18 protein-coding genes and 2 pseudogenes are annotated in these 22,424 nt (G+C 56.3%); 16 read left to right on the forward strand and 4 right to left on the reverse strand.

All coding sequences use genetic code 11. The features are described from left to right. Nucleotides 1-47: 47 nt before the first annotated feature. The 5 genes from zapE to sspB all read left to right on the forward strand — a co-directional run bounded on the left by zapE (nucleotide 48) and on the right by sspB (nucleotide 3,712). Complete coding sequence (gene zapE / locus ACMGGS_RS09380) at nucleotides 48-1,172, forward strand: cell division protein ZapE (RefSeq protein ID WP_414165860.1); 1,125 nt, start codon at nucleotides 48-50, stop codon at nucleotides 1,170-1,172. Nucleotides 1,173-1,422: 250 nt separating this feature from the next. Next, nucleotides 1,423-1,851: a 50S ribosomal protein L13 gene (rplM, locus tag ACMGGS_RS09385; RefSeq protein ID WP_103675632.1), complete on the forward strand. Its 429-nt coding sequence runs from the start codon at nucleotides 1,423-1,425 to the stop codon at nucleotides 1,849-1,851. Nucleotides 1,852-1,866: 15 nt separating this feature from the next. Beyond that, nucleotides 1,867-2,259, forward strand: a complete 393-nt coding sequence (gene rpsI, locus ACMGGS_RS09390) for a 30S ribosomal protein S9 (RefSeq protein ID WP_000829815.1) — start codon at nucleotides 1,867-1,869, stop codon at nucleotides 2,257-2,259. Nucleotides 2,260-2,573: 314 nt separating this feature from the next. Then, nucleotides 2,574-3,212, forward strand: a complete 639-nt coding sequence (gene sspA / locus ACMGGS_RS09395; protein WP_176920407.1) for a stringent starvation protein SspA — start codon at nucleotides 2,574-2,576, stop codon at nucleotides 3,210-3,212. A gap of 5 nt (nucleotides 3,213-3,217) precedes the next feature. Beyond that, nucleotides 3,218-3,712: a ClpXP protease specificity-enhancing factor gene (sspB, locus tag ACMGGS_RS09400; protein ID WP_176920408.1), complete on the forward strand. Its 495-nt coding sequence runs from the start codon at nucleotides 3,218-3,220 to the stop codon at nucleotides 3,710-3,712. Nucleotides 3,713-3,786: 74 nt separating this feature from the next. Here sspB and ACMGGS_RS09405 read toward each other — a convergent pair. Then, a pseudogene (locus ACMGGS_RS09405) lies at nucleotides 3,787-3,891 on the reverse strand (nuclease); the annotation flags it as partial. 184 nt (nucleotides 3,892-4,075) lie between these two features. On the opposite strand from ACMGGS_RS09405, the gene nanR reads away from it, so the two are divergent. The 6 genes and pseudogenes from nanR (at nucleotide 4,076) to nanQ (ending at nucleotide 9,008) form a co-directional block, all read left to right on the forward strand. After that, nucleotides 4,076-4,846 (forward strand): transcriptional regulator NanR, encoded by a 771-nt coding sequence (gene nanR / locus ACMGGS_RS09410; RefSeq protein ID WP_414166235.1) that lies wholly within the window; start codon nucleotides 4,076-4,078, stop codon nucleotides 4,844-4,846. Nucleotides 4,847-4,980: 134 nt separating this feature from the next. Continuing rightward, a complete protein-coding gene (gene nanA / locus ACMGGS_RS09415) occupies nucleotides 4,981-5,874 on the forward strand; it encodes an N-acetylneuraminate lyase (RefSeq protein WP_414165861.1) in 894 nt (297 codons plus the stop codon). Between the two features lie 106 nt (nucleotides 5,875-5,980). Beyond that, nucleotides 5,981-7,471 (forward strand): MFS transporter, encoded by a 1,491-nt coding sequence (locus ACMGGS_RS09420; protein WP_414165862.1) that lies wholly within the window; start codon nucleotides 5,981-5,983, stop codon nucleotides 7,469-7,471. A gap of 45 nt (nucleotides 7,472-7,516) precedes the next feature. Further along, nucleotides 7,517-7,624 (forward strand): annotated as a pseudogene (locus ACMGGS_RS09425) (N-acetylmannosamine-6-phosphate 2-epimerase); the annotation flags it as partial. Between the two features lie 44 nt (nucleotides 7,625-7,668). Next, a complete protein-coding gene (gene nanK, locus ACMGGS_RS09430) occupies nucleotides 7,669-8,544 on the forward strand; it encodes an N-acetylmannosamine kinase (protein WP_414165863.1) in 876 nt (291 codons plus the stop codon). Beyond that, on the forward strand, nucleotides 8,541-9,008 hold the full coding sequence (nanQ, locus tag ACMGGS_RS09435; RefSeq protein ID WP_414165864.1) for an N-acetylneuraminate anomerase: 468 nt from the start codon (nucleotides 8,541-8,543) through the stop codon (nucleotides 9,006-9,008). The genes nanK and nanQ overlap by 4 nt, the downstream gene beginning before the upstream one ends. Before the next feature lie 359 nt (nucleotides 9,009-9,367). Here the strand turns inward: nanQ and gltD are convergent, their stop codons facing one another. Both gltD and gltB read right to left on the reverse strand, forming a co-directional pair. After that, the gene (gltD, locus tag ACMGGS_RS09440; protein WP_414165865.1) at nucleotides 9,368-10,786 is read right to left on the reverse strand and encodes a glutamate synthase subunit GltD; all 1,419 of its coding nucleotides are present in this window, start codon (nucleotides 10,784-10,786) and stop codon (nucleotides 9,368-9,370) included. Nucleotides 10,787-10,795: 9 nt separating this feature from the next. Next, nucleotides 10,796-15,256, reverse strand: a complete 4,461-nt coding sequence (gene gltB, locus ACMGGS_RS09445; RefSeq protein WP_414165866.1) for a glutamate synthase large subunit — start codon at nucleotides 15,254-15,256, stop codon at nucleotides 10,796-10,798. 675 nt (nucleotides 15,257-15,931) lie between these two features. Between gltB and ACMGGS_RS09450 the strand changes: the two genes are divergently transcribed. Further along, on the forward strand, nucleotides 15,932-16,855 hold the full coding sequence (locus ACMGGS_RS09450; RefSeq protein ID WP_176920422.1) for a TIGR01212 family radical SAM protein: 924 nt from the start codon (nucleotides 15,932-15,934) through the stop codon (nucleotides 16,853-16,855). 42 nt (nucleotides 16,856-16,897) lie between these two features. Here the strand turns inward: ACMGGS_RS09450 and ppa are convergent, their stop codons facing one another. Continuing rightward, the gene (gene ppa, locus ACMGGS_RS09455) at nucleotides 16,898-17,425 is read right to left on the reverse strand and encodes an inorganic diphosphatase (protein ID WP_103675641.1); all 528 of its coding nucleotides are present in this window, start codon (nucleotides 17,423-17,425) and stop codon (nucleotides 16,898-16,900) included. Between the two features lie 402 nt (nucleotides 17,426-17,827). On the opposite strand from ppa, the gene ytfQ reads away from it, so the two are divergent. From ytfQ to yjfF, 4 genes are all read left to right on the forward strand, one after another. After that, nucleotides 17,828-18,784 (forward strand): galactofuranose ABC transporter substrate-binding protein YtfQ, encoded by a 957-nt coding sequence (gene ytfQ, locus ACMGGS_RS09460; RefSeq protein ID WP_194208032.1) that lies wholly within the window; start codon nucleotides 17,828-17,830, stop codon nucleotides 18,782-18,784. Nucleotides 18,785-18,894: 110 nt separating this feature from the next. Then, nucleotides 18,895-20,391 carry a galactofuranose ABC transporter, ATP-binding protein YtfR gene (ytfR, locus tag ACMGGS_RS09465; RefSeq protein WP_414165867.1) on the forward strand — a complete coding sequence of 499 codons (1,497 nt, stop codon included), beginning with the start codon at nucleotides 18,895-18,897 and terminating at the stop codon, nucleotides 20,389-20,391. Between the two features lie 10 nt (nucleotides 20,392-20,401). Further along, a complete protein-coding gene (ytfT, locus tag ACMGGS_RS09470) occupies nucleotides 20,402-21,427 on the forward strand; it encodes a galactofuranose ABC transporter, ATP-binding protein YtfT (RefSeq protein ID WP_414165868.1) in 1,026 nt (341 codons plus the stop codon). Further along, complete coding sequence (gene yjfF / locus ACMGGS_RS09475) at nucleotides 21,414-22,415, forward strand: galactofuranose ABC transporter, permease protein YjfF (protein WP_414165869.1); 1,002 nt, start codon at nucleotides 21,414-21,416, stop codon at nucleotides 22,413-22,415. Before ytfT ends, yjfF begins: the two co-directional genes overlap by 14 nt. Nucleotides 22,416-22,424 lie beyond the last annotated feature (9 nt).

Genomic DNA, 22,424 nt, shown 5'->3' on the forward strand with positions numbered 1-22,424 from the left:
CAACCGTGAACAGTGGCACTCTGATTTACAAGGGATAATAATAAGCCATGCAAAGCACTTCACCGACATCGCGTTATCAACAGGCCCTGCGTGAGGGCACTCACCAACCCGACGACGTCCAGCGGGAGGCTGTGGAGCGCCTGGATGCAATCTATCAGCAACTGGCAATGCAGCCTGAGCCAGTCAGGCAAAACGGCGGGTTATTTGCGAAAATTGGCAAATTGCTCAGTAAGCAGGAAATCGTCACCGCTCCCCCCGCACGCGGCCTTTATATGTGGGGCGGCGTTGGACGTGGCAAAACCTGGCTGATGGATCTCTTTTACCAGAGCTTGCCCGGCGCGCGTAAACAGCGTCTGCATTTTCACCGCTTTATGCTGCGCGTGCATGAAGAGCTAACGGCTTTGCAGGGCGAGAGCGATCCGCTGGAGATTGTTGCCGACCGCTTTAAGGCCGAAACCGATGTGTTGTGCTTTGATGAATTCTTTGTCTCGGATATTACCGACGCGATGTTGCTGGGCGGGCTGATGAAAGCATTGTTCGCCCGCGGCATTACGCTGGTCGCCACCTCTAATATTCCGCCGGACGAGCTGTATCGCAACGGCTTACAGCGCGCGCGCTTTTTGCCTGCGATTGAGGCGATCAAAACCCATTGTGATATCATGAATGTCGATGCGGGTATTGATTATCGCCTGCGCACGCTGACTCAGGCGCACTTATGGCTGTCGCCGCTGAATGCCGATACACAACATCAAATGGACCGTCTCTGGCTGGCACTGGCGGGCGCTAAACGCGAGCGTGCGCCGGAGCTTGAAATTAACCATCGCCCGTTCCCGACGCTGGGCGTTGAAAATCAGACGCTGGCGGCATCGTTTACCACCTTGTGCGTGGATGCCCGCAGCCAGCATGACTACATCGCGCTCTCACGCCTGTTCCACACCGTGCTGCTATTTGATGTACCGGTGATGACGCCGCTGATGGAGAGCGAAGCCCGACGCTTTATTGCGCTGGTCGATGAGTTCTACGAGCGGCATGTGAAGCTGGTGGTCAGCGCCGAACGTTCGTTGGACGAGATCTATCAGGGGAACGCGCTACAGTTCGAATTCCGCCGCTGCCTGTCGCGCCTGCAGGAGATGCAGAGCGAAGAGTATTTACGGCTTGAACATATGCCGTAAGGCGCAACAGGCCGTCTGTTGTGCGCAAAAACCCTGCTTCAAATCACAAAAAGGGGTCGATCTTTGACCCTGACTTCTCTATAATCCTGCGACCCCACGTTACAACAACGTTTTTTTCCCAGAACGTTGTGTGCCGGTTTAAACATATCCGAGGGGGTAGGTTTACTGGACAATGTCGTGTGAGCCTCATGTGTTTTGAAGCGTTTGGGTGTTCACCAACGTGTAACTAATTTATTTGGGTAAGCTTTTAATGAAAACTTTTACAGCTAAACCAGAAACCGTAAAACGCGACTGGTATGTTGTTGACGCGACCGGTAAAACTCTGGGCCGTCTGGCTTCCGAACTGGCGCTTCGTCTGCGCGGTAAGCACAAAGCGGAATACACTCCGCACGTTGATACCGGTGATTACATCATCGTTCTGAACGCTGACAAAGTTGCTGTTACCGGCAACAAGCGTTCTGACAAAGTGTACTATCACCACACTGGCCACATCGGTGGTATCAAACAAGCGACCTTTGAAGAGATGATTGCTCGCCGTCCTGAGCGTGTGATTGAGATCGCGGTTAAAGGCATGTTGCCAAAAGGCCCACTGGGTCGTGCTATGTTCCGTAAACTGAAAGTTTACGCAGGTAACGAGCACAACCACGCGGCACAGCAACCGCAAGTTCTTGACATCTAATCGGGATTATAGGCAATGGCTGAAAATCAATACTACGGCACTGGTCGCCGCAAAAGCTCCGCAGCTCGCGTGTTCATCAAACCGGGCAACGGCAAAATCGTTATCAACCAACGTTCTCTGGAACAGTACTTCGGTCGTGAAACTGCCCGCATGGTAGTTCGTCAGCCGCTGGAACTGGTCGACATGGTTGAGAAACTGGATCTGTACATCACCGTTAAAGGTGGTGGTATCTCTGGTCAGGCTGGTGCGATCCGTCACGGTATCACCCGCGCTCTGATGGAGTACGACGAGTCCCTGCGTGGCGAACTGCGTAAAGCAGGCTTCGTTACTCGTGACGCTCGTCAGGTTGAACGTAAGAAAGTCGGCCTGCGTAAAGCACGTCGTCGTCCTCAGTTCTCCAAACGTTAATGGGTTTCTGCTCAGGCAGACAACCATTGGCGAAAAAACCCGCTTCGGCGGGTTTTTTTATGGACTAAACGACGTTTATCCACATTCATGACCGTTATCGGGCCTCTTTTTCCACATTTCCAGAATCCCCTCACCACAAAGGCGTCAAAATCTGGTAAACTATCATCCAATTTTCTGCCCAAATACCGGGGATTGTTCATTTTTTGTTTACTAACTGAACAGGAATGTCGTTCAACGGAAATGAGGCGTAAACATCTGGTCAGTCACGTTGTGGCTGGCAGCAGTAAAAATTCTGAATATACCTGGAGGTTTTCATGGCTGTCGCTGCCAACAAACGTTCGGTAATGACGCTGTTTTCTGGTCCTACTGACATCTATAGCCATCAGGTCCGCATCGTGCTGGCTGAAAAAGGTGTTAGCTTCGAAATCGAGCACGTGGAGAAGGACAACCCGCCTCAGGATCTGATTGACCTCAACCCGAATCAGAGTGTTCCGACGCTGGTGGATCGTGAGCTGACCCTGTGGGAATCTCGTATCATCATGGAATATCTTGATGAGCGTTTTCCGCATCCGCCGCTGATGCCGGTTTATCCGGTCGCGCGTGGTGAAAGCCGTCTTTACATGCAACGTATTGAAAAGGACTGGTACACGCTGATGAACGTCATCGTTAACGGTTCTTCTTCCGAAGCAGACGCCGCGCGTAAACAATTGCGCGAAGAGTTGCAGGCTATTGCGCCTGTATTTGGTCAGAAGCCTTACTTCCTGAGCGATGAGTTCAGCCTGGTAGATTGCTACCTGGCACCTCTGCTGTGGCGTCTGCCGCTGCTGGGGATTGAATTCAGCGGCGCGGGTGCGAAAGAGCTGAAAGGCTACATGACTCGCGTCTTCGAACGTGACTCTTTCCTCGCTTCTCTGACTGAAGCCGAGCGTGAAATACGCCTTGGCCGGGGCTAAACAGCATGGATTTGTCACAATTAACCCCACGCCGTCCTTATCTGCTGCGCGCATTCTATGAATGGCTGCTGGATAACCAGCTCACGCCGCACCTGGTAGTGGATGTGACGCTACCCGGCGTGCATGTCCCAATGGAATATGCGCGCGACGGGCAAATTGTGTTGAATATCGCGCCGCGTGCGGTCGGTAATCTGGAACTGGCGAACGACGAAGTGCGTTTCAACGCGCGCTTTGGCGGCGTACCTCGTCAGGTCTCCGTGCCGCTGGCTGCGGTGCTGGCGGTCTATGCCCGTGAAAACGGCGCAGGCACCATGTTCGAGCCGGAAACCGCCTACGACGAAGACGTTGTCAGTCAGAATGATGACGGCGAGTCTGAGGTTGAAAATGAAACGGTGATGTCCGTCATTGACGGCGACAAGCCCGACCATCAGGATGACAACGATCCCGATGACGATCCGCCGCCGCGCGGTGGCCGTCCGGCACTACGCGTCGTGAAGTAACACCGTTTTAAACCCTCTCTCCTGGCGGGGAGAGGGCTTTTCTCTGTCTCATTCAACTCAGGAACATTCGGGCTTCAGCGTTTCTGTTCCTTCAGCGCTATCTGCGATCGAATGAGTTCGTCTGCCAGTAATTTTTCATCGGGCAACTGCACTTCGTACTCGCTCGCCATATGATCGTTGTCAGGGAGCCTGAGGGGATTACACTTTCATAAAGTTCAACATCCCGTCCGCCAGCCGGCAAAACGTCGCATAAAATAGCATAACAGGTTTGTCATCAACCCCTTGCGGGGCCGCGTTGCCCATGGCGAAAAATCCTGTGTTATGATGAAGCATCTGATTGATACTCATGGTAACCCGGCGTTTATGAAGACATCAGGCGAAGAACAGACAACCCTCATCGGCCGTAGCTTTCGCCGCCCGCTGGCGCGCAAAAAACTCTCTGAAATGGTGGAAGAGGAGCTGGAGCAGATGATCCGCCGTCGCGAGTTTGGCGAAGGCGAGCAGCTGCCTTCCGAACGCGAGCTGATGGCCTTCTTTAACGTTGGCCGCCCCTCGGTGCGCGAAGCGCTGGCGGCGCTTAAGCGCAAAGGGCTGGTGCAAATAAGCAACGGTGAACGCGCGCGCGTTTCCCGCCCTTCAGCGGACACCATCATTGGCGAGCTTTCCGGCATGGCGAAAGATTTCCTCTCACACCCCGGCGGTATCGCCCACTTCGAACAGCTGCGCCTGTTCTTTGAATCGAGCCTGGTGCGCTACGCCGCCGAACATGCCACCGATGAACAAATCGCGCTGCTGAGTAAAGCGCTGGAAATTAACAGCCAGTCGCTGGACAACAACGCGCAGTTTATTCGCTCCGACGTCGACTTCCATCGCGTGCTGGCGGAGATCCCCGGAAATCCAATCTTTATGGCGATCCACGTCGCGCTGCTCGACTGGCTGATAGCGGCTCGCCCGAAAGTGGCGGATCAAGAGCTCCACGAGCACAACAGCGTTAGCTATCAACAGCATATTGCCATTGTCGATGCCATCCGCGCCCGCGATCCGGACGACGCGGATCGTGCGCTGCAAGCTCACCTCAATAGCGTCTCTGCGACCTGGCACGCCTTCGGCAAGGCCAAAAAATCCCGTCAATGATCGGCTAATTGCGATCGATTTAGTGAAGTTGATCGCACAATAAGCTTTCAGTATTACGCTGCCGCAAAAGTGATCTGGTATAACAGGTATAAAGGTACATAGTTAATCCAACAAAACATCACTACGAGGTATGTATGGCTAACCATTTACGGGGCGTGATGTCCGCCCTTCTCACCCCTTTCGATGCCCAGCAGCAGATAGATAAAGCCAGTCTGCGCCGCCTGGTACGGTTCAACATTGAGCAGGGCATTGACGGGCTTTACGTGGGCGGCTCTACCGGGGAAGCCTTTGTCCAGAGCCTGGCAGAGCGCGAAGAAGTGCTTGAAATAGTGGCGGAAGAGGGGAAAGGCGAAATCACCCTGATTGCTCACGTGGGCTGCGTCAGTACGGCGGAGAGTCAGCAACTGGCGTCTGCCGCAAAACGCTATGGCTTTGATGCCGTCTCGGCGGTCACGCCGTTCTACTACCCGTTCAGCTTTGATGAGCACTGCGAACACTATCGTGCAATTATCGACTCCGCTGATGGATTACCGATGGTGGTCTACAACATTCCGGCGCTCAGTGGGGTAAAACTGACGCTGGATCAGATCAACACGCTGGTCACTCTGCCGGGTGTCGGCGCACTGAAGCAAACCTCGGGCGATCTTTTTCAGATGGAACAGATCCGCCGCGCGCATCCGGATCTGGTGCTTTACAACGGTTACGACGAAATCTTCGCGTCTGGCCTGCTGGCCGGTGCGGACGGCGGCATCGGCAGCACCTATAACATTATGGGCTGGCGCTACCAGGGGATCGTGCAGGCGCTGAAAGAGGGCGATATTGCGAAGGCGCAGCAGTTGCAGCGCGAGTGTAACAAAGTGATCGACCTGTTGATCAAAGTAGGCGTCTTCCGCGGGCTGAAGACGGTGCTGCATTACATGGATGTGGTCTCTGTCCCGCTGTGCCGCAAACCGTTCGCACCGGTAGAAGAGAAATATCTGCCGGAACTGAAAACCCTGGCGCAGCTGCTGATGCAGGAGCGCGGATAAGTATTGGCCGGACGGCGTTAACGCGTCGCTGGCCTGTATCCGTTAAGGCATCTCTATCATATTCATACCAAAGCGTGTGGGCACAGCCCACCGCGGGAGTCTCACCATGAGTACTACAGCCCAGAATATCCCGTGGTATCGCCATCTCAACCGGGCGCAGTGGCGGGCATTTTCCGCCGCCTGGTTGGGGTATCTGCTTGATGGTTTTGATTTTGTCTTGATTGCCCTGGTGTTGACCGAAGTACAGGGTGAATTCGGTTTGACTACGGTTCAGGCGGCCAGCCTGATTTCCGCCGCCTTTATCTCTCGCTGGTTTGGCGGCCTGATGCTCGGCGCGCTGGGCGACCGCTATGGCCGTCGCCTGGCGATGGTCACCAGCATCATTCTTTTTTCCATGGGCACGCTCGCCTGCGGCTTTGCGCCGGGTTACACCTCGCTGTTTATCGCCCGCCTGGTGATCGGTATGGGGATGGCCGGGGAATACGGCTCCAGTGCTACCTATGTCATTGAAAGCTGGCCGAAACAGCTGCGCAATAAAGCCAGCGGCTTCCTGATTTCCGGCTTCTCCGTCGGCGCGGTGGTTGCCGCACAGGTCTATAGCCTGGTGGTGCCGGTCTGGGGCTGGCGCGCGCTCTTTTTCATCGGCATTATCCCCATCGTTTTTGCGCTCTGGCTGCGTAAAAACATCCCGGAGGCCGAAGACTGGAAAGCGAAACACGAAGGTAAAGCGCCGGTACGCACGATGGTCGATATTCTCTATCGCGGCCAGCATCGGGTGATAAACATCCTTATGACCTGCGTCGCGGGCGCGTCGCTGTGGTACTGCTTCGCTGGCGAAGCGCGTATCGCCGGGTTGGTGGCACTGCTGGGCCTGGTGTGCGCCATCATCTTCATCAGCTTTATGGTGCAGAGCAGCGGCAAACGCTGGCCGACCGGCGTCATGCTGATGGTGGTGGTGCTGTTTGCCTTTCTCTACTCGTGGCCAATTCAGGCGCTGCTGCCGACTTATCTGAAAACCGAACTGGCCTATAACCCGCATACGGTCGCCAACGTGCTGTTCTTCAGCGGCTTCGGCGCGGCGGTAGGCTGCTGCGTGGGGGGTTTTCTCGGCGACTGGCTGGGCACCCGCAAAGCCTATGTCTGTAGTCTGCTGGCCTCGCAGCTGCTGATCATTCCGGTTTTTGCGATTGGCGGCACAAACGTCTGGGTGCTTGGCTTATTACTCTTCTTCCAGCAGATGCTGGGGCAGGGGATCTCGGGGATCTTACCGAAACTGATCGGCGGCTATTTCGAAACGGATCAACGTGCGGCAGGGCTGGGGTTTACCTACAACGTAGGGGCGCTGGGCGGCGCGCTGGCTCCGATCCTCGGGGCGCTGATCGCGCAACGATTGGATCTGGGCACCGCACTCGGTTCGCTCTCCTTTGGCCTCACCTTCGTAGTGATCCTGCTGATCGGCCTCGACATGCCAACGCGCGTCCAGCGCTGGATCCGCCCGGAAGCGCTGCGCACGCATGATGCGATCGACGGTAAGCCGTTTAGCGGCGCGGTGCCGTTTGGCGGCAACAAAAACGGATTAATGAAAAGTAAGAGCTAACCAGGAAGCCCGGCGCGTGCCGGGCATTTCGCCGGGGATGTCATGATGACTGTACTTGAAAAACTGAATAACAGGATTGCGGGATCTGGCGGCCTGATCGTCTCCTGCCAGCCGATACTTAATAGGCCGATGGATAAACCCGAAATCGTTGCTGATATCTGCCCGTGGTACAACACGGCGCTACAAAAGGCGGTGTTATGACCACGCTGGCGATTGATATTGGCGGCACGAAACTGGCCGCCGCGCTGGTGGATGAAGCGCTGAATCTTCACCAACGGCGTGAATTACCCACGCCTGCCAGTAAAACCGCCGACGCGCTGCAAACGGCGCTTCAGACGCTGGTCGCCCCGCTTGTTTCCGCAGCGCAGCGCGTGGCGATTGCCTCAACCGGGATCATCCGCGACGGCGCGCTGCGGGCGATCAATCCGCATAACCTCGGCGGCTTATTGCATTTCCCGCTGACGGAAACGGTAGCAACGATAACCGGCCTGCCGACGATGGCGGTCAACGATGCACAAGCCGCCGCGTGGGCGGAATATCACGCGTTACAGAGGGTGTATCGCGATATGGTCTTCCTCACCGTTTCAACGGGGGTGGGCGGCGGTGTGGTGAGCAACGGCAGGCTTCTTACCGGCACCGGTGGGCTGGCCGGGCATCTCGGACATACCCTAGCCGATCCAAACGGGCCGATGTGTGGCTGTGGGCGTCGCGGCTGCGTGGAAGCCATTGCCTCCGGACGGGGAATAGCGGCCGCTGCCGAAGGCGAGCTTGCCGGATATGACGCGAAAACCATTTTTAATCGTGCCGGGTTGGGGAATGCGCAGGCGATTCGCTTGATCCATCGTTCAGCCAGTACCCTGGCAAAGCTTATCGCCGATGTGAAGGCGACGACCGACTGCCAGTGCGTCGTTATTGGCGGTAGCGTCGGGCTGGCAGACGGTTATCTGGCGTTAGTGGAAAACGACCTTGCACAAGAACCAGCGGCTTACCGCGTGCCGTTACTGGCGGCACATTACCGTCATGACGCCGGTTTACTGGGAGCTGTGCTGTTGGCTCAGGAGAAAAAAATATGATGACAGGTGATCTACGTTCGCTCTCATCAGCCGGGTTGCATCCGCTACTGCTGAATGCGCTCACGCTGGCCGTTGCCGCAAGGCCGCAGGAGAAAGCGCCGGGGCGCTATGAGCTACAGGGCGAGAATATCTTTATGAATGTGATGCAGTTTGTCACGCAGCCGCCGGAGCAAAAGAAAGCGGAGCTGCATCAGCAGTACATTGATATTCAGCTACTGTTGGCGGGGGAAGAGCGCATTCTCTTCGGCATGACCGATTCTGCCCGCGAGTGCGAAGAGATGCATGTTGCAGAGGATTATCAGCTTTGCAGCCAGATTGCCGATGAGCAGGCCATCGCGCTAAAGCCGGGAATGTTTGCGATTTTTATGCCGGGCGAGCCGCATAAACCGGGCTGCGTTGTGAACGCATCGGCAGACATTAAGAAGGTGGTGATTAAGGTCCGCGCCAGCGTATTACAGTCCTGACAACGTAGCGAGATGGTATCGGATAGCGCAGCTTTATAGCTTTCGCAGGCTGGGTAAGGCGAAGCCGCCACCCGGCAAAACGGCGCATACATGAGCAAAACAGGTTTGCCACCAACCTGAGGTTCAAATTCACCAGACACTGTCTGGAGAATTTCAGACTGCTGACAAACGTTATTCCGTGGAATTTTGCCCGGTGGCGCTGCGCTTACCGGGCCTACGTTTATGATGTAACTTGCTGATATTGTAGGTTTTCATAGGCTGGGTAAGGCGAAGCCGCCACTCGGCAAAACGGCGCATACCCTTTTTAGCGCCGCCATCACCCGGCTTATTCAAATGATGGCGGCGTCAGGAGGGGGTACTTACACTTCCATAAAGTTCAAAATTCCGTCCGCCGCCTTGCGGCCTTCGGCAATCGCCGTCACCACCAGATCCGATCCGCGCACGATGTCACCACCGGCGAAGATTTTCGGGTTGCTGGTCTGGAAGGCGTTGTCGCTGCCTTCCGGCGCGATGATACGGCCCTGAGAATCCAGCTCGACGCTGTGTTTTGCCAGCCACTCCATGCTGTGTGGACGGAAACCAAACGCCATCACCACCGCATCCGCCGGAACAATGTGCTCGGAACCGGCGACGATTTCCGCACGACGGCGGCCTTTCGCATCCGGTTCACCCATCTCAGTGCGCACCATCTTCACGCCGCACACTTTACCGTTGGCATTCACTTCCACGCCCAGCGGCTGCACATTGAACTGGAACTCGACGCCTTCTTCACGCGCGTTTTTGACTTCACGGCGGGAACCCGGCATGTTCTCTTCGTCACGACGATAGGCACAGGTGACGTGCGTTGCGCCCTGGCGAACGGAGGTGCGCACGCAGTCCATCGCGGTGTCGCCACCGCCGAGCACCACCACGCGTTTGCCTTCCATGCTGACATACGGCTCGTCACTGGTCTCGCCGAAGCCCATGATCTGCCTGGTGTTGGCGATGAGGAACGGCAGGGCGTCGAACACGCCGTCGGCGTCTTCGTTTTCCAGCCCGCCGCGCATCGACTGATAGGTGCCGACGCCGAGGAATACCGCATCGTACTCCGCCAGCAGATCGTCAAGCTGGACGTCGCGGCCCACTTCGACATTAAGATTGAACTCAATCCCCATGCCGGTGAAGATTTCACGGCGACGGGTCATCACCTCTTTCTCCAGCTTGAAGGCCGGGATGCCGAAGGTGAGCAGACCGCCGATTTCCGGATGGCGGTCAAAGACCACCGCCTTCACGCCGTTACGGGTCAGCACGTCGGCACAGGCGAGGCCCGCCGGACCCGCGCCGATAATCGCGACCCGCTTGCCGGTCTGCTTCACGCCGGTCAGGTCCGGACGCCAGCCCATCTCAAACGCTTTATCATTGATATAGCGTTCGATGTTGCCGATGGTGACCGCGCCGAACTCGTCGTTCAGCGTACACGACCCTTCACACAGGCGGTCCTGCGGGCAAACACGACCGCAGACTTCCGGCAGGGTGTTAGTCTGGTGCGACAGCTCGGCCGCTTCAAAAATACGTCCTTCGTTGGCCAGCTTCAGCCAGTTCGGGATGTAGTTATGCACCGGGCATTTCCACTCACAATAGGGGTTGCCGCAGGACAGGCAGCGATCTGCCTGCGCCTTAGCCTGGCCTTCTGAAAACGGCTCGTAGATTTCAACAAATTCAATTTTGCGGATCTTCAGCGCTTTCTTGGCCGGATCAACGCGTTGCAGGTCGATAAATTGATAGACATTCTGACTCATAATGACCCCTTACTGCGCCTGCACACGCAGCTCTGCTGCGCTACGACTACGGTGACCCAACAGTGCTTTAACATCGCTGGACTTCGGTTTAACCAGCGCGAATTTCGTCGAGAAGGCTGACCAGTGCGCCAGGATCTCCTCGCCGCGTGAAGAGCCGGTATGCTGCACATGCTCGGTGATCAGACCGCGCAGATGCTCCTCGTGAATGGCGAGGTCATCGACGCTCAGCACTTCCACCAGTTCCGGGTTCACGCGTTTGCGGAATTCGCCATCTTCATCCAGCACGTAGGCAAAGCCGCCCGTCATGCCTGCGCCAAAGTTGACGCCCGTCTTGCCAAGAATACAGACGATGCCGCCGGTCATGTATTCACAGCCGTTGTCGCCAATGCCTTCCACCACGGTGATCGCCCCGGAGTTACGCACCCCGAAACGCTCGCCCGCGCGGCCTGCCGCATACAGACGTCCACCGGTTGCCCCGTACAGACAGGTGTTGCCGATGATGCTGGCTTCATGGCTGCGGAAGGAGGAACCGACCGGCGGACGTACCGCCAGCAGACCGCCCGCCATGCCTTTGCCCACGTAGTCGTTGGCATCGCCGGTCAGATACAGCTCCACGCCGCCCGCGTTCCACACGCCGAAGCTCTGGCCTGCGGTGCCGCTAAAGTGCGCTTTGATCGGGTCAGAGGCCAGCCCCTGATCGCCGTGCGTCTGTGCGATATAGCCGGAGAGCAGCGCGCCCACCGAACGGTCGGTGTTGCGGATATCAAACCAGAACGTTTTGCTCTGCCGCTCGTCGACAAACGGTTTTGCATTTGCCAGCAACTGCGCGTTCAGCACGCCGTTATCGAACGGTGGATTATGCTCGGTGCAGTACAGCGCTTTACCTGGATGCGGCTCAGCGGTCTCCAGCAGTTTGCTTAAGTCAAGTTTCTGCTGTTTGGCGGTGAATCCGTCCAGCTCTTTCAGCAGGTCGGTACGGCCAATCAGATCCACCAGACGCTTCACGCCGAGCTGCGCCATCAGCTCGCGGGTCTCGCGGGCGATGAACTCAAAGTAGTTGGTCACTTTGAACGGCAGACCGTGATAGTGGTTCTTACGCAGCTTCTCATCCTGGGTAGCCACGCCGGTCGCGCAGTTGTTCAGGTGGCAAATACGCAGGTATTTACAGCCCAGCGCCACCATCGGTCCTGTGCCGAAGCCGAAGCTTTCCGCCCCGAGGATCGCCGCTTTAATAATGTCCTGACCGGTTTTCAGGCCGCCGTCCACCTGGAGACGAATTTTATGTCGCAGACCGTTGGCGACCAGCGCCTGCTGGGTCTCCACCAGACCGAGTTCCCACGGACAACCGGCGTATTTCACCGAGGAGAGCGGACTGGCACCGGTGCCGCCGTCATAACCGGCGATGGTGATCAGATCCGCGTAGGCTTTCGCCACGCCAGTCGCGATAGTGCCCACGCCCGGCTCGGAGACCAGCTTCACGGAGATCATCGCTTTCGGGTTGACCTGTTTCAGGTCGAAAATAAGCTGTGCCAGATCCTCGATAGAGTAGATATCGTGGTGCGGCGGCGGGGAGATCAGCGTCACGCCCGGCACCGAGTAGCGCAGTTTGGCGATGTACGGGGTGACTTTATCGCCCGGTAGCTGACCGCCTTCGCCCGGCTTCGCGCCCTGAGCAACTTTAATCTGAATAACGTCGGCGTTGACCAGATACGCCGGAGTCACGCCAAAGCGACCGGAGGCGACCTGCTTGATGCGCGACACTTTATTGGTGCCATAGCGCGCCGGATCTTCGCCACCTTCGCCGGAGTTGGAGTTGCCGCCGAGGCTGTTCATCGCTTCCGCCAGCGCTTCGTGCGCCTCCGGGCTGAGTGCGCCGATGGACATCGCCGCCGTATCAAAGCGTTTAAACAGGTCCGTCGCCGGTTCAACGTCATCGAGGCTTACCGCTTCGCCATTCGGGTTAATCGCCAGCAGATCGCGCAGCGTGGCCGCTGGACGCTCATTAACCAGCTTCGCGTACTGCTGATAATCGCTGTACTCGCCGCTTTGCACCGCCTGTTGCAGAGTACGCACCACGTCCGGGTTGTAGGCGTGATATTCGCCGCCGTGGACATATTTCAGCAGCCCGCCCTGTTCCAGCGGCTTACGCGCCAGCCAGGCACGCTTCGACAGGTTCAGTAAATCCTGCTGGAAGTCGCTGAAACCTGCACCGCCGATACGGCTGATTGCGCCCTGGAAGCACAGGCTGGAGACATCTTTATGCAAACCAACCGCTTCAAACAGCTTCGAGCAGCGGTAAGAGGCAATAGTAGAGATGCCCATTTTGGACATGATCTTATACAGACCTTTATTGATGCCGTTGCGGTAGTTCAGCATCACGGTGCGGTACGCTTTTTCAATCGCTTTGCTGTCAACCAGCTTTGCCAGCGTCTCGTAGGCAAGGTACGGATAGATCGCCGTCGCACCAAAGCCCAGCAATACCGCAAAGTGATGCGGATCGCGGGCGCTGGCAGTCTCAACAATAATGTTGGCGTCGCAGCGCAGGCTCTTCTCAACCAGACGGGTCTGGATCGCACCTACCGCCATCGGAGCCGGTACCGGCAGACGGTTTTTAGCAATGTTACGGTCGGAAAGCACCAGCAGTACGGTGCCGTCGCGGACCATCTGTTCGGCCTTATCGCACAGCGCCTTCACCGTGGTTTCGAGGCTGGTTTCGGCCACATCAAAGGTGATATCCAGCACGTCCGCGCGGTAGTGATGCTCGGTCATGGTGGTGAGCTGTTTAAAATCGGAATACAGCAGGATCGGCGATTTAAAACTCAGACGGTGCGCCTGGCCTTCCGCTTCGCAGAAGACGTTCATCTCGCGGCCAATACTGGTCGACAGTGACATCACGTGCGCTTCGCGCAGCGGATCGATCGGCGGGTTAGTCACCTGTGCGAACTGCTGGCGGAAATAGTCGTAAATAATGCGCGGCTGGCTGGAGAGCACGGCGAACGGGGTATCGTCACCCATTGAGCCGACCGCTTCCTGACCGTTTTCACCCAGCACGCGAATCACCGAATCCAGCTCTTCGTTGCTGTAGTTAAACTGTTTCTGGTAGCTGGCAAGCAGATCGTCGTCCATCTCACGCTGACCCACCTGATCGTCTGCCAAATCTTCAAACGGCACCAGACGGCGGACGTTTTTCTCCATCCACTCTTTATACGGATGGCGGCTTTTCAGATCGTCATCGGTCTCCGCCGAGTGCAGAATGCGCCCGCCGCGAGTGTCGATTACCATCAACTCGCCCGGACCAACGCGGCCTTTCTCGACCACTTCATCCGGCTGATAATCCCAGATGCCCACTTCTGAGGCGCAGGTGATCAGCTTATCTTTGGTGATCACATAGCGTGCCGGACGCAGACCGTTACGGTCGAGGTTACAGGCTGCGAAACGTCCATCAGACATCACGATTCCCGCCGGGCCGTCCCACGGCTCCATGTGCATGGAGTTAAAGTCGAAGAAAGCACGCAGCTCAGGATCCATATCCGGGTTGTTCTGCCAGGCGGGTGGTACCAGCAGGCGCATGGCGCGCACGATATCCATCCCGCCGGCCAGCAGTAGTTCAAGCATATTATCCATAGAGCTTGAGTCAGAGCCGGTCTCGTTGACGAACGGTGCAGCATCGTGCAGATCCGGGATCAGCGGCGTCTGGAACTTATAGGTACGGGCGCGCGCCCACTGGCGGTTACCGGTAATGGTGTTAATTTCACCGTTGTGCGCCAGGTAGCGGAACGGCTGTGCCAGCGGCCAGCGCGGTACGGTGTTGGTGGAGAAGCGCTGGTGGAACAGGCAAATGGCCGATTCCAGACGCAGGTCCGCGAGGTCCAGGTAGAAGCGCGGCAGATCCGCCGGCATACACAGACCTTTATAGATGTTCACCAGGTTAGACAGACTACAAACGTAGAAGTCTTTATCTTCCTGAAGACGCTTTTCAATGCGGCGGCGGGCGATGAACAGACGGCGTTCCATATCGCGCGGACGCCAGCCCGCGGGCGCGTTGACAAAAATCTGCTCAATACGCGGCAGAGAGGAGAGGGCGATTTCACCAAGGACGCCTTCATTGGTCGGCACTTCGCGCCAGCCAACAATCGACAGCGTTTCACGCTGAAGCTCTTCTTCAACGATGTCTCGCGCGGCTTTTGCCAGTTCAGGATCTTTATTCAGGAACAGCATCCCGACGGCGTAATTTTTGGCTAAACGCCAGCCGCGCTCTTCGGCAACGATGCGGAAGAAACGGTCGGGTTTTTGCAGCAACAGGCCGCAACCGTCGCCGGTTTTACCATCAGCGAGGATCGCGCCACGGTGCTGCATGCGGGCCAGCGCGTGTATGGCGGTACGCACTACCTTGTGGCTAGGTTCGCCTTCTATGTGGGCGATCAGGCCGAAACCACAGTTATCCTTCTCAAGGGATTTATCGTACAACATATCAGTGAACCTCCCCAGGCTCTACGGGAGACCCTCCTGACTGCGGCGCACGGGCACAGAAAGAGCATGGCGACGGGGCTGACCTGCCTCGCATTCGCCCTCTTTAAATATCCATTTCGCGTAGGTCACACAAGTGTTGAGGACTTGCTTAAGAGGGAATCTCAATTACTGCATAAATATGATGAGCCAGCGGCTCATCCAGAAAGCTTCCAGCGGATTTCCAAGTTATCGGGAATTGGTACACAGGTCAAATGACATTCTTATTTATGCAAAAATGTGCTAAACGTGACTTAATGCATTGAAATTACTTAAAAATAAAGTTTATAAATCGGCATTAAACGCCATATCAGAGGGCGGAAGAGTGTGATCTGTCTCACTATCAGAGAAGCACGCTGCAAATCTAATTTGCTTATTATTAGCGTGAGGTTAGCATTTTATGCTGCATAAGTCGGAAGACATCGCTCGATCGCACTGTTTTTAAACGCTGACGTAATAAATGAAATATTTCTGCTGACTATAAGCAAAAGTCATTACCGGATGCGTGCATGAAATAGCGGTAATTGTGACTGATTATTCAATAGATAAAAGCCGTCCCGGGCGATTGATCCAGGTCATCGCCGACAGCGGCTAAAAGTGGCAGGCTTGGCCCCATTCATCAGGGCGGTCTATCAGATTATGCAGTTACAAAAATTAGTCAATATGTTTGGCGGCGATCTTGCGCGTCGCTATGGCGAAAAAGTTCATAAGCTGGCGCTGCACGGCGGTTTTAGCTGCCCGAATCGCGATGGCACCATCGGGCGCGGCGGCTGCACCTTCTGTAATGTTGCCTCATTTGCTGACGAAGCGCAGCAGTACCGCTCGATTGCCGAGCAGCTCGCCCATCAGGGCATGCTGGTGAATCGCGCCAAACGCTATCTGGCTTACTTTCAGGCTTATACCAGCACGTTTGCCGAGGTGCAGGTGCTGCGATCGATGTATCAGCAGGCGGTGAGTCAGGCCAGTATCGTTGGGCTATGTGTTGGCACGCGCCCGGACTGCGTGCCGGAGGCGGTGCTCGATCTGCTCAGCGACTATAAAGAACAGGGCTATGAAATCTGGCTGGAACTGGGGTTGCAGAGCGCGCAGGATAAAACCCTGCATCGTATTAACCGCGGCCATGATTTCGCCTGTTATCAACAAACCACCCGCCTGGCGCGCGAACGTGGCCTCAATGTCTGCGCGCATCTGATTGTCGGCCTGCCAGGCGAAGGGCAGGCTGAATGCCTGCAAACGCTGGAGCGAGTGGTTGAAACCGGCGTTGACGGTATCAAGCTTCACCCCCTGCATATCGTAAAAGGCAGCATCATGGCGAAAGCGTGGGAAGCAGGCCGGCTGAACGGCATTGCACTGGAAGATTACACGGTGACCGCAGGCGAGATGATCCGCCACACGCCGCCGGAGGTGATTTTCCATCGTATCTCCGCCAGCGCCCGTCGTCCGACGCTACTGGCCCCGCTGTGGTGCGAAAACCGCTGGACGGGGATGGTCGAGCTGGATAAGTACCTGAACGAATATGGCGTACAGGGCAGCGCATTGGGGCGGCCGTGGAGCGGGCAATAAAAAGCCCGGCGCTGTGGCCGGGCTGAATATTCGAAACAAAACTTACTTCTTCGCGCGCTCAAAAGAGGCCACGATTTCTGCTTTCGCCGCTTCGGCGTTGTCCCAGCCGTCGACTTTAACCCATTTGCCTTTTTCGAGATCTTTATAGTGCTCGAAGAAGTGGGTGATCTGCGCTTTCAGCAGTTCCGGCAGGTCGTTCACATCTTTAATGTGATCGTACTCTTTGCTCAGCTTGGTGTGCGGAACCGCAACCAGTTTGGCATCTTCGCCAGACTCGTCGGTCATTTTCAGCACGCCAACCGGACGGCAGCGGATCACTGAACCAGGTTCCAGCGGGTACGGGGTCGGGACCAGAACGTCTACCGGGTCACCGTCCAGAGAAAGGGTGTGGTTGATGTAACCGTAGTTGCACGGATAAAACATCGCGGTGGACATGAAACGGTCAACGAACAGCGCGCCGCTTTCTTTGTCGACTTCGTATTTGATCGGATCCGCGTTCGCCGGGATCTCAATAACAACGTAGATATCTTCCGGCAGATCTTTACCGGCCGGGACGTTGAGTAAGCTCATGTCTGTTTCCTTTAAAATGTATGGCAAACAAGTGCCCGGTATTATAGCCAACTGGCACGGAATGTCTTGACCTCTTTTTCTCGCTCCTCTTTTTTCAGAACATGCTTTGACGTCCTTTTCATGACAGGAAAATCCATAAAGTCAGCTACTTACTGAATAAGTTTGTGTAACCGCTTACAAAAGCGGGCGCTGTGAGTAATAACTGGCTGAAATTTATTCAATTTTATCGCTGTCGCTGTATCCCGCTATGCCCCGCGTTCCCGGCCCTTACGCCAAAGGCCCTTGTTAATGAAGTGTTCTTTTTTCTGAAGTGTGATGTAACTCATTTTGTTACATCCTCGTTTGTCTATAGTTCAAGCGCAGGTGACTTTTTACTAACAATAACCCTACGAGGACGCTCTTATGTGGAAGCGCTTACTTTTAGTCACAGCAGTTTCGGCAGCCATGTCGTCTATGGCAATGGCCGCCCCCCTCACCGTTGGTTTTTCTCAGGTCGGTTCTGAATCTGGCTGGCGCGCCGCTGAAACCAGCGTTGCGAAAAGCGAAGCTGAAAAACGCGGTATCACCCTGAAGATTGCTGATGGTCAGCAAAAGCAGGAAAACCAAATCAAAGCCGTCCGTTCTTTCATCGCCCAGGGCGTTGACGCCATCTTTATCGCGCCAGTCGTTGCTACGGGCTGGGAGCCGGTGCTGAAAGAGGCGAAAGACGCGGAGATCCCGGTGATCCTGCTCGACCGCTCTATCGACGTAAAAGATAAATCTCTCTACATGACCACCGTCACTGCCGACAACGTACTGGAAGGCCGCCTGATCGGTGACTGGCTGGTGAAAACCGTGGCGGGCAAGCCGTGTAATGTCGTCGAACTGCAAGGCACGGTCGGTGCCAGCGTCGCTATCGACCGTAAAAAAGGGTTCGCGGAAGCCATCTCTAAAGCGTCGAATATTAAAATCATCCGCTCTCAGTCCGGCGACTTTACCCGCAGTAAAGGGAAAGAAGTCATGGAGAGCTTTATCAAAGCGGAAAACAACGGCAAAAACATCTGCATGGTTTACGCCCATAACGACGATATGGCCATCGGTGCTATTCAGGCCATTAAAGAAGCGGGTCTGAAACCGGGCAAAGATATCCTCACCGGTTCAATCGACGGCGTACCGGATATTTATAAAGCTATGATGGACGGCGAAGCTAACGCCAGCGTGGAACTGACGCCAAACATGGCCGGCCCGGCGTTTGACGCGCTGGAAAAATTCAAAAAAGACGGTACCCAGCCTGAGAAGCTAACCATCACTAAATCGACGCTTTACCTGCCGGATACGGCGAAAGAAGAGTTAGAGAAGAAGAAAAACATGGGGTACTAAACCACCCTCATCCCTTCCTCTCCATGAGGGAGGGAACCCTGCCACACCGAGCGCCGTCCCGTGCCCTCTCCCTGTAGGAGAGGGCCAGGGTGAGGGGTAGAGGAGACATTATGCACACAGACCAGGACATTCTGCGCACCGAAGGACTGAGTAAATTCTTTCCCGGCGTTAAAGCGCTGGACAACGTTGACTTTAACCTGCGTCGCGGTGAAATCATGGCGCTGCTCGGCGAAAACGGTGCCGGAAAATCGACGTTGATTAAAGCGCTGACCGGCGTCTACCATGCCGATCGCGGCACCATCTGGCTGGATGGCGCGACGATTTCCCCGAAAAATACCGCCCATGCGCAACAGCTCGGCATCGGCACCGTCTATCAGGAAGTTAACCTGCTGCCAAATATGTCGGTGGCGGATAACTTGTTTATTGGCCGTGAACCCAGGCGGTTTGGCTTTCTGCGGCGCAAAGAGATGGAGCGTCGGGCGACTGATCTGATGGCGTCCTACGGCTTTTCGCTCGATGTACGCGAGCCGCTCAACCGTTTTTCGGTCGCGATGCAGCAGATCGTGGCGATCTGCCGCGCTATCGATCTTTCGGCGAAAGTGCTGATCCTCGACGAACCCACCGCCAGTCTCGACACCCAGGAAGTCGAGATGCTTTTCACCCTCATGCGCCAGCTTCGCGATCGCGGTGTCAGCCTGGTGTTTGTCACCCACTTTCTCGATCAGGTGTATGAGGTCAGCGATCGGATCACCGTTCTGCGTAACGGTGGCTTTGTCGGCTGCCGTGAGACACGCGAGCTACCGCAGATTGAGCTGGTAAAAATGATGCTGGGGCGCGAGCTGGATAATAACGCCCTCCAGCGCGCCGGGCGCACGTTGCTAAGCGAAAAACCGGTTGCCGCGTTTAAAGATTTTGGCAAAAAAGGGGTCATTAACCCGTTCGATCTGGAGGTCAGGCCGGGAGAGATCGTGGGTCTCGCCGGGCTGCTGGGATCGGGGCGCACGGAAACGGCGGAGGTCATTTTCGGCATCAAGCCCGCCGACAGCGGCAGTGCGATGATTAAAGGCAAGCCGCAAACCCTGCGCTCGCCGCATCAGGCCTCCTGTCTGGGGATTGGCTTCTGTCCGGAAGATCGGAAAACCGACGGCATTATTGCCGCCGCCTCGGTGCGTGAAAATATCATCCTCGCGCTTCAGGCTCAGCGCGGCTGGCTGCGGCCTATTTCTCGCCGCGAGCAAAATGAAATTGCCGAGCGCTTTATCCGTCAGTTGGGTATCCGTACTCCCAGCGCTGAGCAGCCGATTGAGTTTCTCTCCGGCGGCAATCAGCAAAAAGTGTTGCTGTCGCGCTGGCTGCTGACCCGCCCGCAGTTCCTGATCCTCGATGAGCCGACGCGTGGCATTGACGTCGGCGCGCACGCCGAAATTATTCGCCTGATCGAAACCCTGTGCGCCGACGGGCTGGCGCTGCTGGTTATCTCCTCTGAACTGGAAGAGTTAGTGGGCTATGCCGACCGGGTGATTATTATGCGCGATCGCAAGCAGGTGGCGGAGATCCCGCTGGATCAGCTTTCCGTTCCGGCGATTATGAATGCCATTGCGGCATAAGGAGAACCCCGTGATGTCCCGATCCCTTCCGCAAACGACACCACCGAAGCGGCGCTTTTCCTGGCCGGTGGGTATGCCGCAGATTATTGCCCTGCTGCTGGTGCTGGTGGTTGATAGTCTGGTGGCCCCGCACTTTTTCCAGATAGTCTTACAGGACGGGCGGCTGTTCGGCAGCCCGATTGATATTCTTAACCGCGCCGCCCCGGTGGCGCTGCTGGCGATTGGCATGACGCTGGTGATTGCCACCGGCGGCATTGACCTTTCGGTCGGCGCGGTGATGGCGATTGCCGGCGCCACGGCGGCCTCCATGACCGTGGCCGGGCATTCGCTGCCGATGGTGCTACTGGCGTCGCTGGGCGCGGGCGCGCTGGCAGGACTGTGGAACGGCATTCTGGTGGCGATCCTCAAAATCCAGCCCTTTGTTGCCACGCTTATTCTGATGGTCGCCGGGCGCGGGGTGGCGCAGCTAATTACCTCCGGGCAGATCGTTACGTTCAACTCGCCACACCTGGCGTGGATCGGTAGCGGCTCGCTATTGTTGTTCCCGACGCCAGTGATGATTGCGCTGGCCGCGCTGCTGGTTTTCTGGCTGTTTACCCGCAAAACGGCGCTCGGCATGTTTATTGAAGCGGTGGGGATTAACATTCGCGCGGCGAAAAACGCCGGGGTGAATACCCGTCTCGTTGTGATGCTGGCTTATGTGTTAAGCGGCCTCTGCGCGGCGATTGCCGGGATCATCGTGGCGGCGGATATTCGCGGTGCCGATGCTAACAACGCCGGGCTGTGGCTGGAACTGGATGCCATCCTGGCGGTGGTGATCGGCGGCGGTTCACTGATGGGCGGGCGTTTTAACCTGTTTCTGTCAGTGGTCGGCGCGTTGATTATTCAGGGCATGAACACCGGGATCCTGCTCTCCGGTTTTCCGCCGGAGCTTAATCAGGTGGTGAAAGCGGTAGTGGTCATGTGCGTGCTGATTGTCCAGTCGCCACGCTTTATCAGTCTGTTAAAAAGGAGAGGTGGTCATGATAAAACGTAACCTGCCGCTGATGATCACGCTCGGCGTCTTTATTCTGGGGTATCTGTATTGCCTGACCCAGTTTCCCGGCTTCGCTTCTACGCGCGTGATCTGCAATATTCTGACCGATAACGCCTTTCTGGGGATCATTGCCGTCGGCATGACCTTTGTGATCCTCTCCGGCGGTATCGATCTCTCCGTCGGCTCGGTGATCGCCTTTACTGGCGTGTTTCTGGCGAAGGCGATTGGCTTCTGGGGGTTGTCGCCGCTGGTGGCGTTCCCGCTGGTGCTGGCGATGGGGTGCGCATTTGGCGCATTTATGGGGCTTTTGATCGACGCGCTGAAAATTCCGGCGTTTATTATTACCCTGGCCGGAATGTTCTTTCTGCGTGGCGTCAGCTATCTGGTCTCGGAAGAGTCGATTCCGATTAACCACCCGATCTACGATACGCTGTCCAGCCTTGCGTGGAAAATTCCCGGCGGCGGGCGGTTGAGTGCGATGGGGCTGCTGATGCTCGGTGTAGTAGTGATCGGCATTTTCCTCGCCCGGCGCACGCGTTTTGGCAATGAGGTTTATGCTATCGGCGGTAACGCCATCTCCGCCAACCTGATGGGGATTTCCACCCGCAGCACCACGATTCGCATTTATATGCTCTCCACCGGGCTGGCGACGCTTGCCGGGATTGTTTTCTCGCTTTACACCCAGGCAGGCTATGCGCTGGCGGGCGTCGGCGTGGAGCTGGACGCTATCGCCTCGGTGGTGATTGGCGGGACGCTGCTGAGCGGTGGCGTGGGTACGGTGCTGGGGACGCTGTTCGGCGTGGCGATCCAGGGGCTGATCCAGACCTATATTAACTTCGACGGCACGCTAAGTAGCTGGTGGACTAAGATCGCCATCGGTATTTTGTTGTTTATTTTTATCGCCTTGCAGCGCGGCCTGACGGTGCTGTGGGAAAACCGGCAAAGTTCGCCAGTGACGCGCGTTAGCGTAACATCAACAAATCAGTAACATATTGAT

It is taken from the genome of Superficieibacter sp. BNK-5, from assembly GCF_047456055.1.
In the GTDB taxonomy this organism is placed as follows: Bacteria; Pseudomonadota; Gammaproteobacteria; order Enterobacterales; family Enterobacteriaceae; genus Superficieibacter.

Bases quoted from the DNA above. Each gene is read 5' to 3' on its own strand.
- rplM (WP_103675632.1), top strand. From the start codon at position 1,423: ATGAAAACTTTTACAGCTAAACCAGAAACCGTAAAACGCGACTGGTAT.
- ytfR (WP_414165867.1), top strand. From the start codon at position 18,895: ATGCACACAGACCAGGACATTCTGCGCACCGAAGGACTGAGTAAATTC.
- sspB (WP_176920408.1), top strand. From the start codon at position 3,218: ATGGATTTGTCACAATTAACCCCACGCCGTCCTTATCTGCTGCGCGCA.
- gltD (WP_414165865.1), bottom strand. From the start codon at position 10,786: ATGAGTCAGAATGTCTATCAATTTATCGACCTGCAACGCGTTGATCCG.
- sspA (WP_176920407.1), top strand. From the start codon at position 2,574: ATGGCTGTCGCTGCCAACAAACGTTCGGTAATGACGCTGTTTTCTGGT.
- nanQ (WP_414165864.1), top strand. From the start codon at position 8,541: ATGATGACAGGTGATCTACGTTCGCTCTCATCAGCCGGGTTGCATCCG.
- ppa (WP_103675641.1), bottom strand. From the start codon at position 17,425: ATGAGCTTACTCAACGTCCCGGCCGGTAAAGATCTGCCGGAAGATATC.
- rpsI (WP_000829815.1), top strand. From the start codon at position 1,867: ATGGCTGAAAATCAATACTACGGCACTGGTCGCCGCAAAAGCTCCGCA.
- ACMGGS_RS09420 (WP_414165862.1), top strand. From the start codon at position 5,981: ATGAGTACTACAGCCCAGAATATCCCGTGGTATCGCCATCTCAACCGG.
- nanA (WP_414165861.1), top strand. From the start codon at position 4,981: ATGGCTAACCATTTACGGGGCGTGATGTCCGCCCTTCTCACCCCTTTC.
- zapE (WP_414165860.1), top strand. From the start codon at position 48: ATGCAAAGCACTTCACCGACATCGCGTTATCAACAGGCCCTGCGTGAG.
- ytfQ (WP_194208032.1), top strand. From the start codon at position 17,828: ATGTGGAAGCGCTTACTTTTAGTCACAGCAGTTTCGGCAGCCATGTCG.
- nanK (WP_414165863.1), top strand. From the start codon at position 7,669: ATGACCACGCTGGCGATTGATATTGGCGGCACGAAACTGGCCGCCGCG.
- nanR (WP_414166235.1), top strand. From the start codon at position 4,076: ATGAAGACATCAGGCGAAGAACAGACAACCCTCATCGGCCGTAGCTTT.
- gltB (WP_414165866.1), bottom strand. From the start codon at position 15,256: ATGTTGTACGATAAATCCCTTGAGAAGGATAACTGTGGTTTCGGCCTG.
- ACMGGS_RS09450 (WP_176920422.1), top strand. From the start codon at position 15,932: ATGCAGTTACAAAAATTAGTCAATATGTTTGGCGGCGATCTTGCGCGT.
- yjfF (WP_414165869.1), top strand. From the start codon at position 21,414: ATGATAAAACGTAACCTGCCGCTGATGATCACGCTCGGCGTCTTTATT.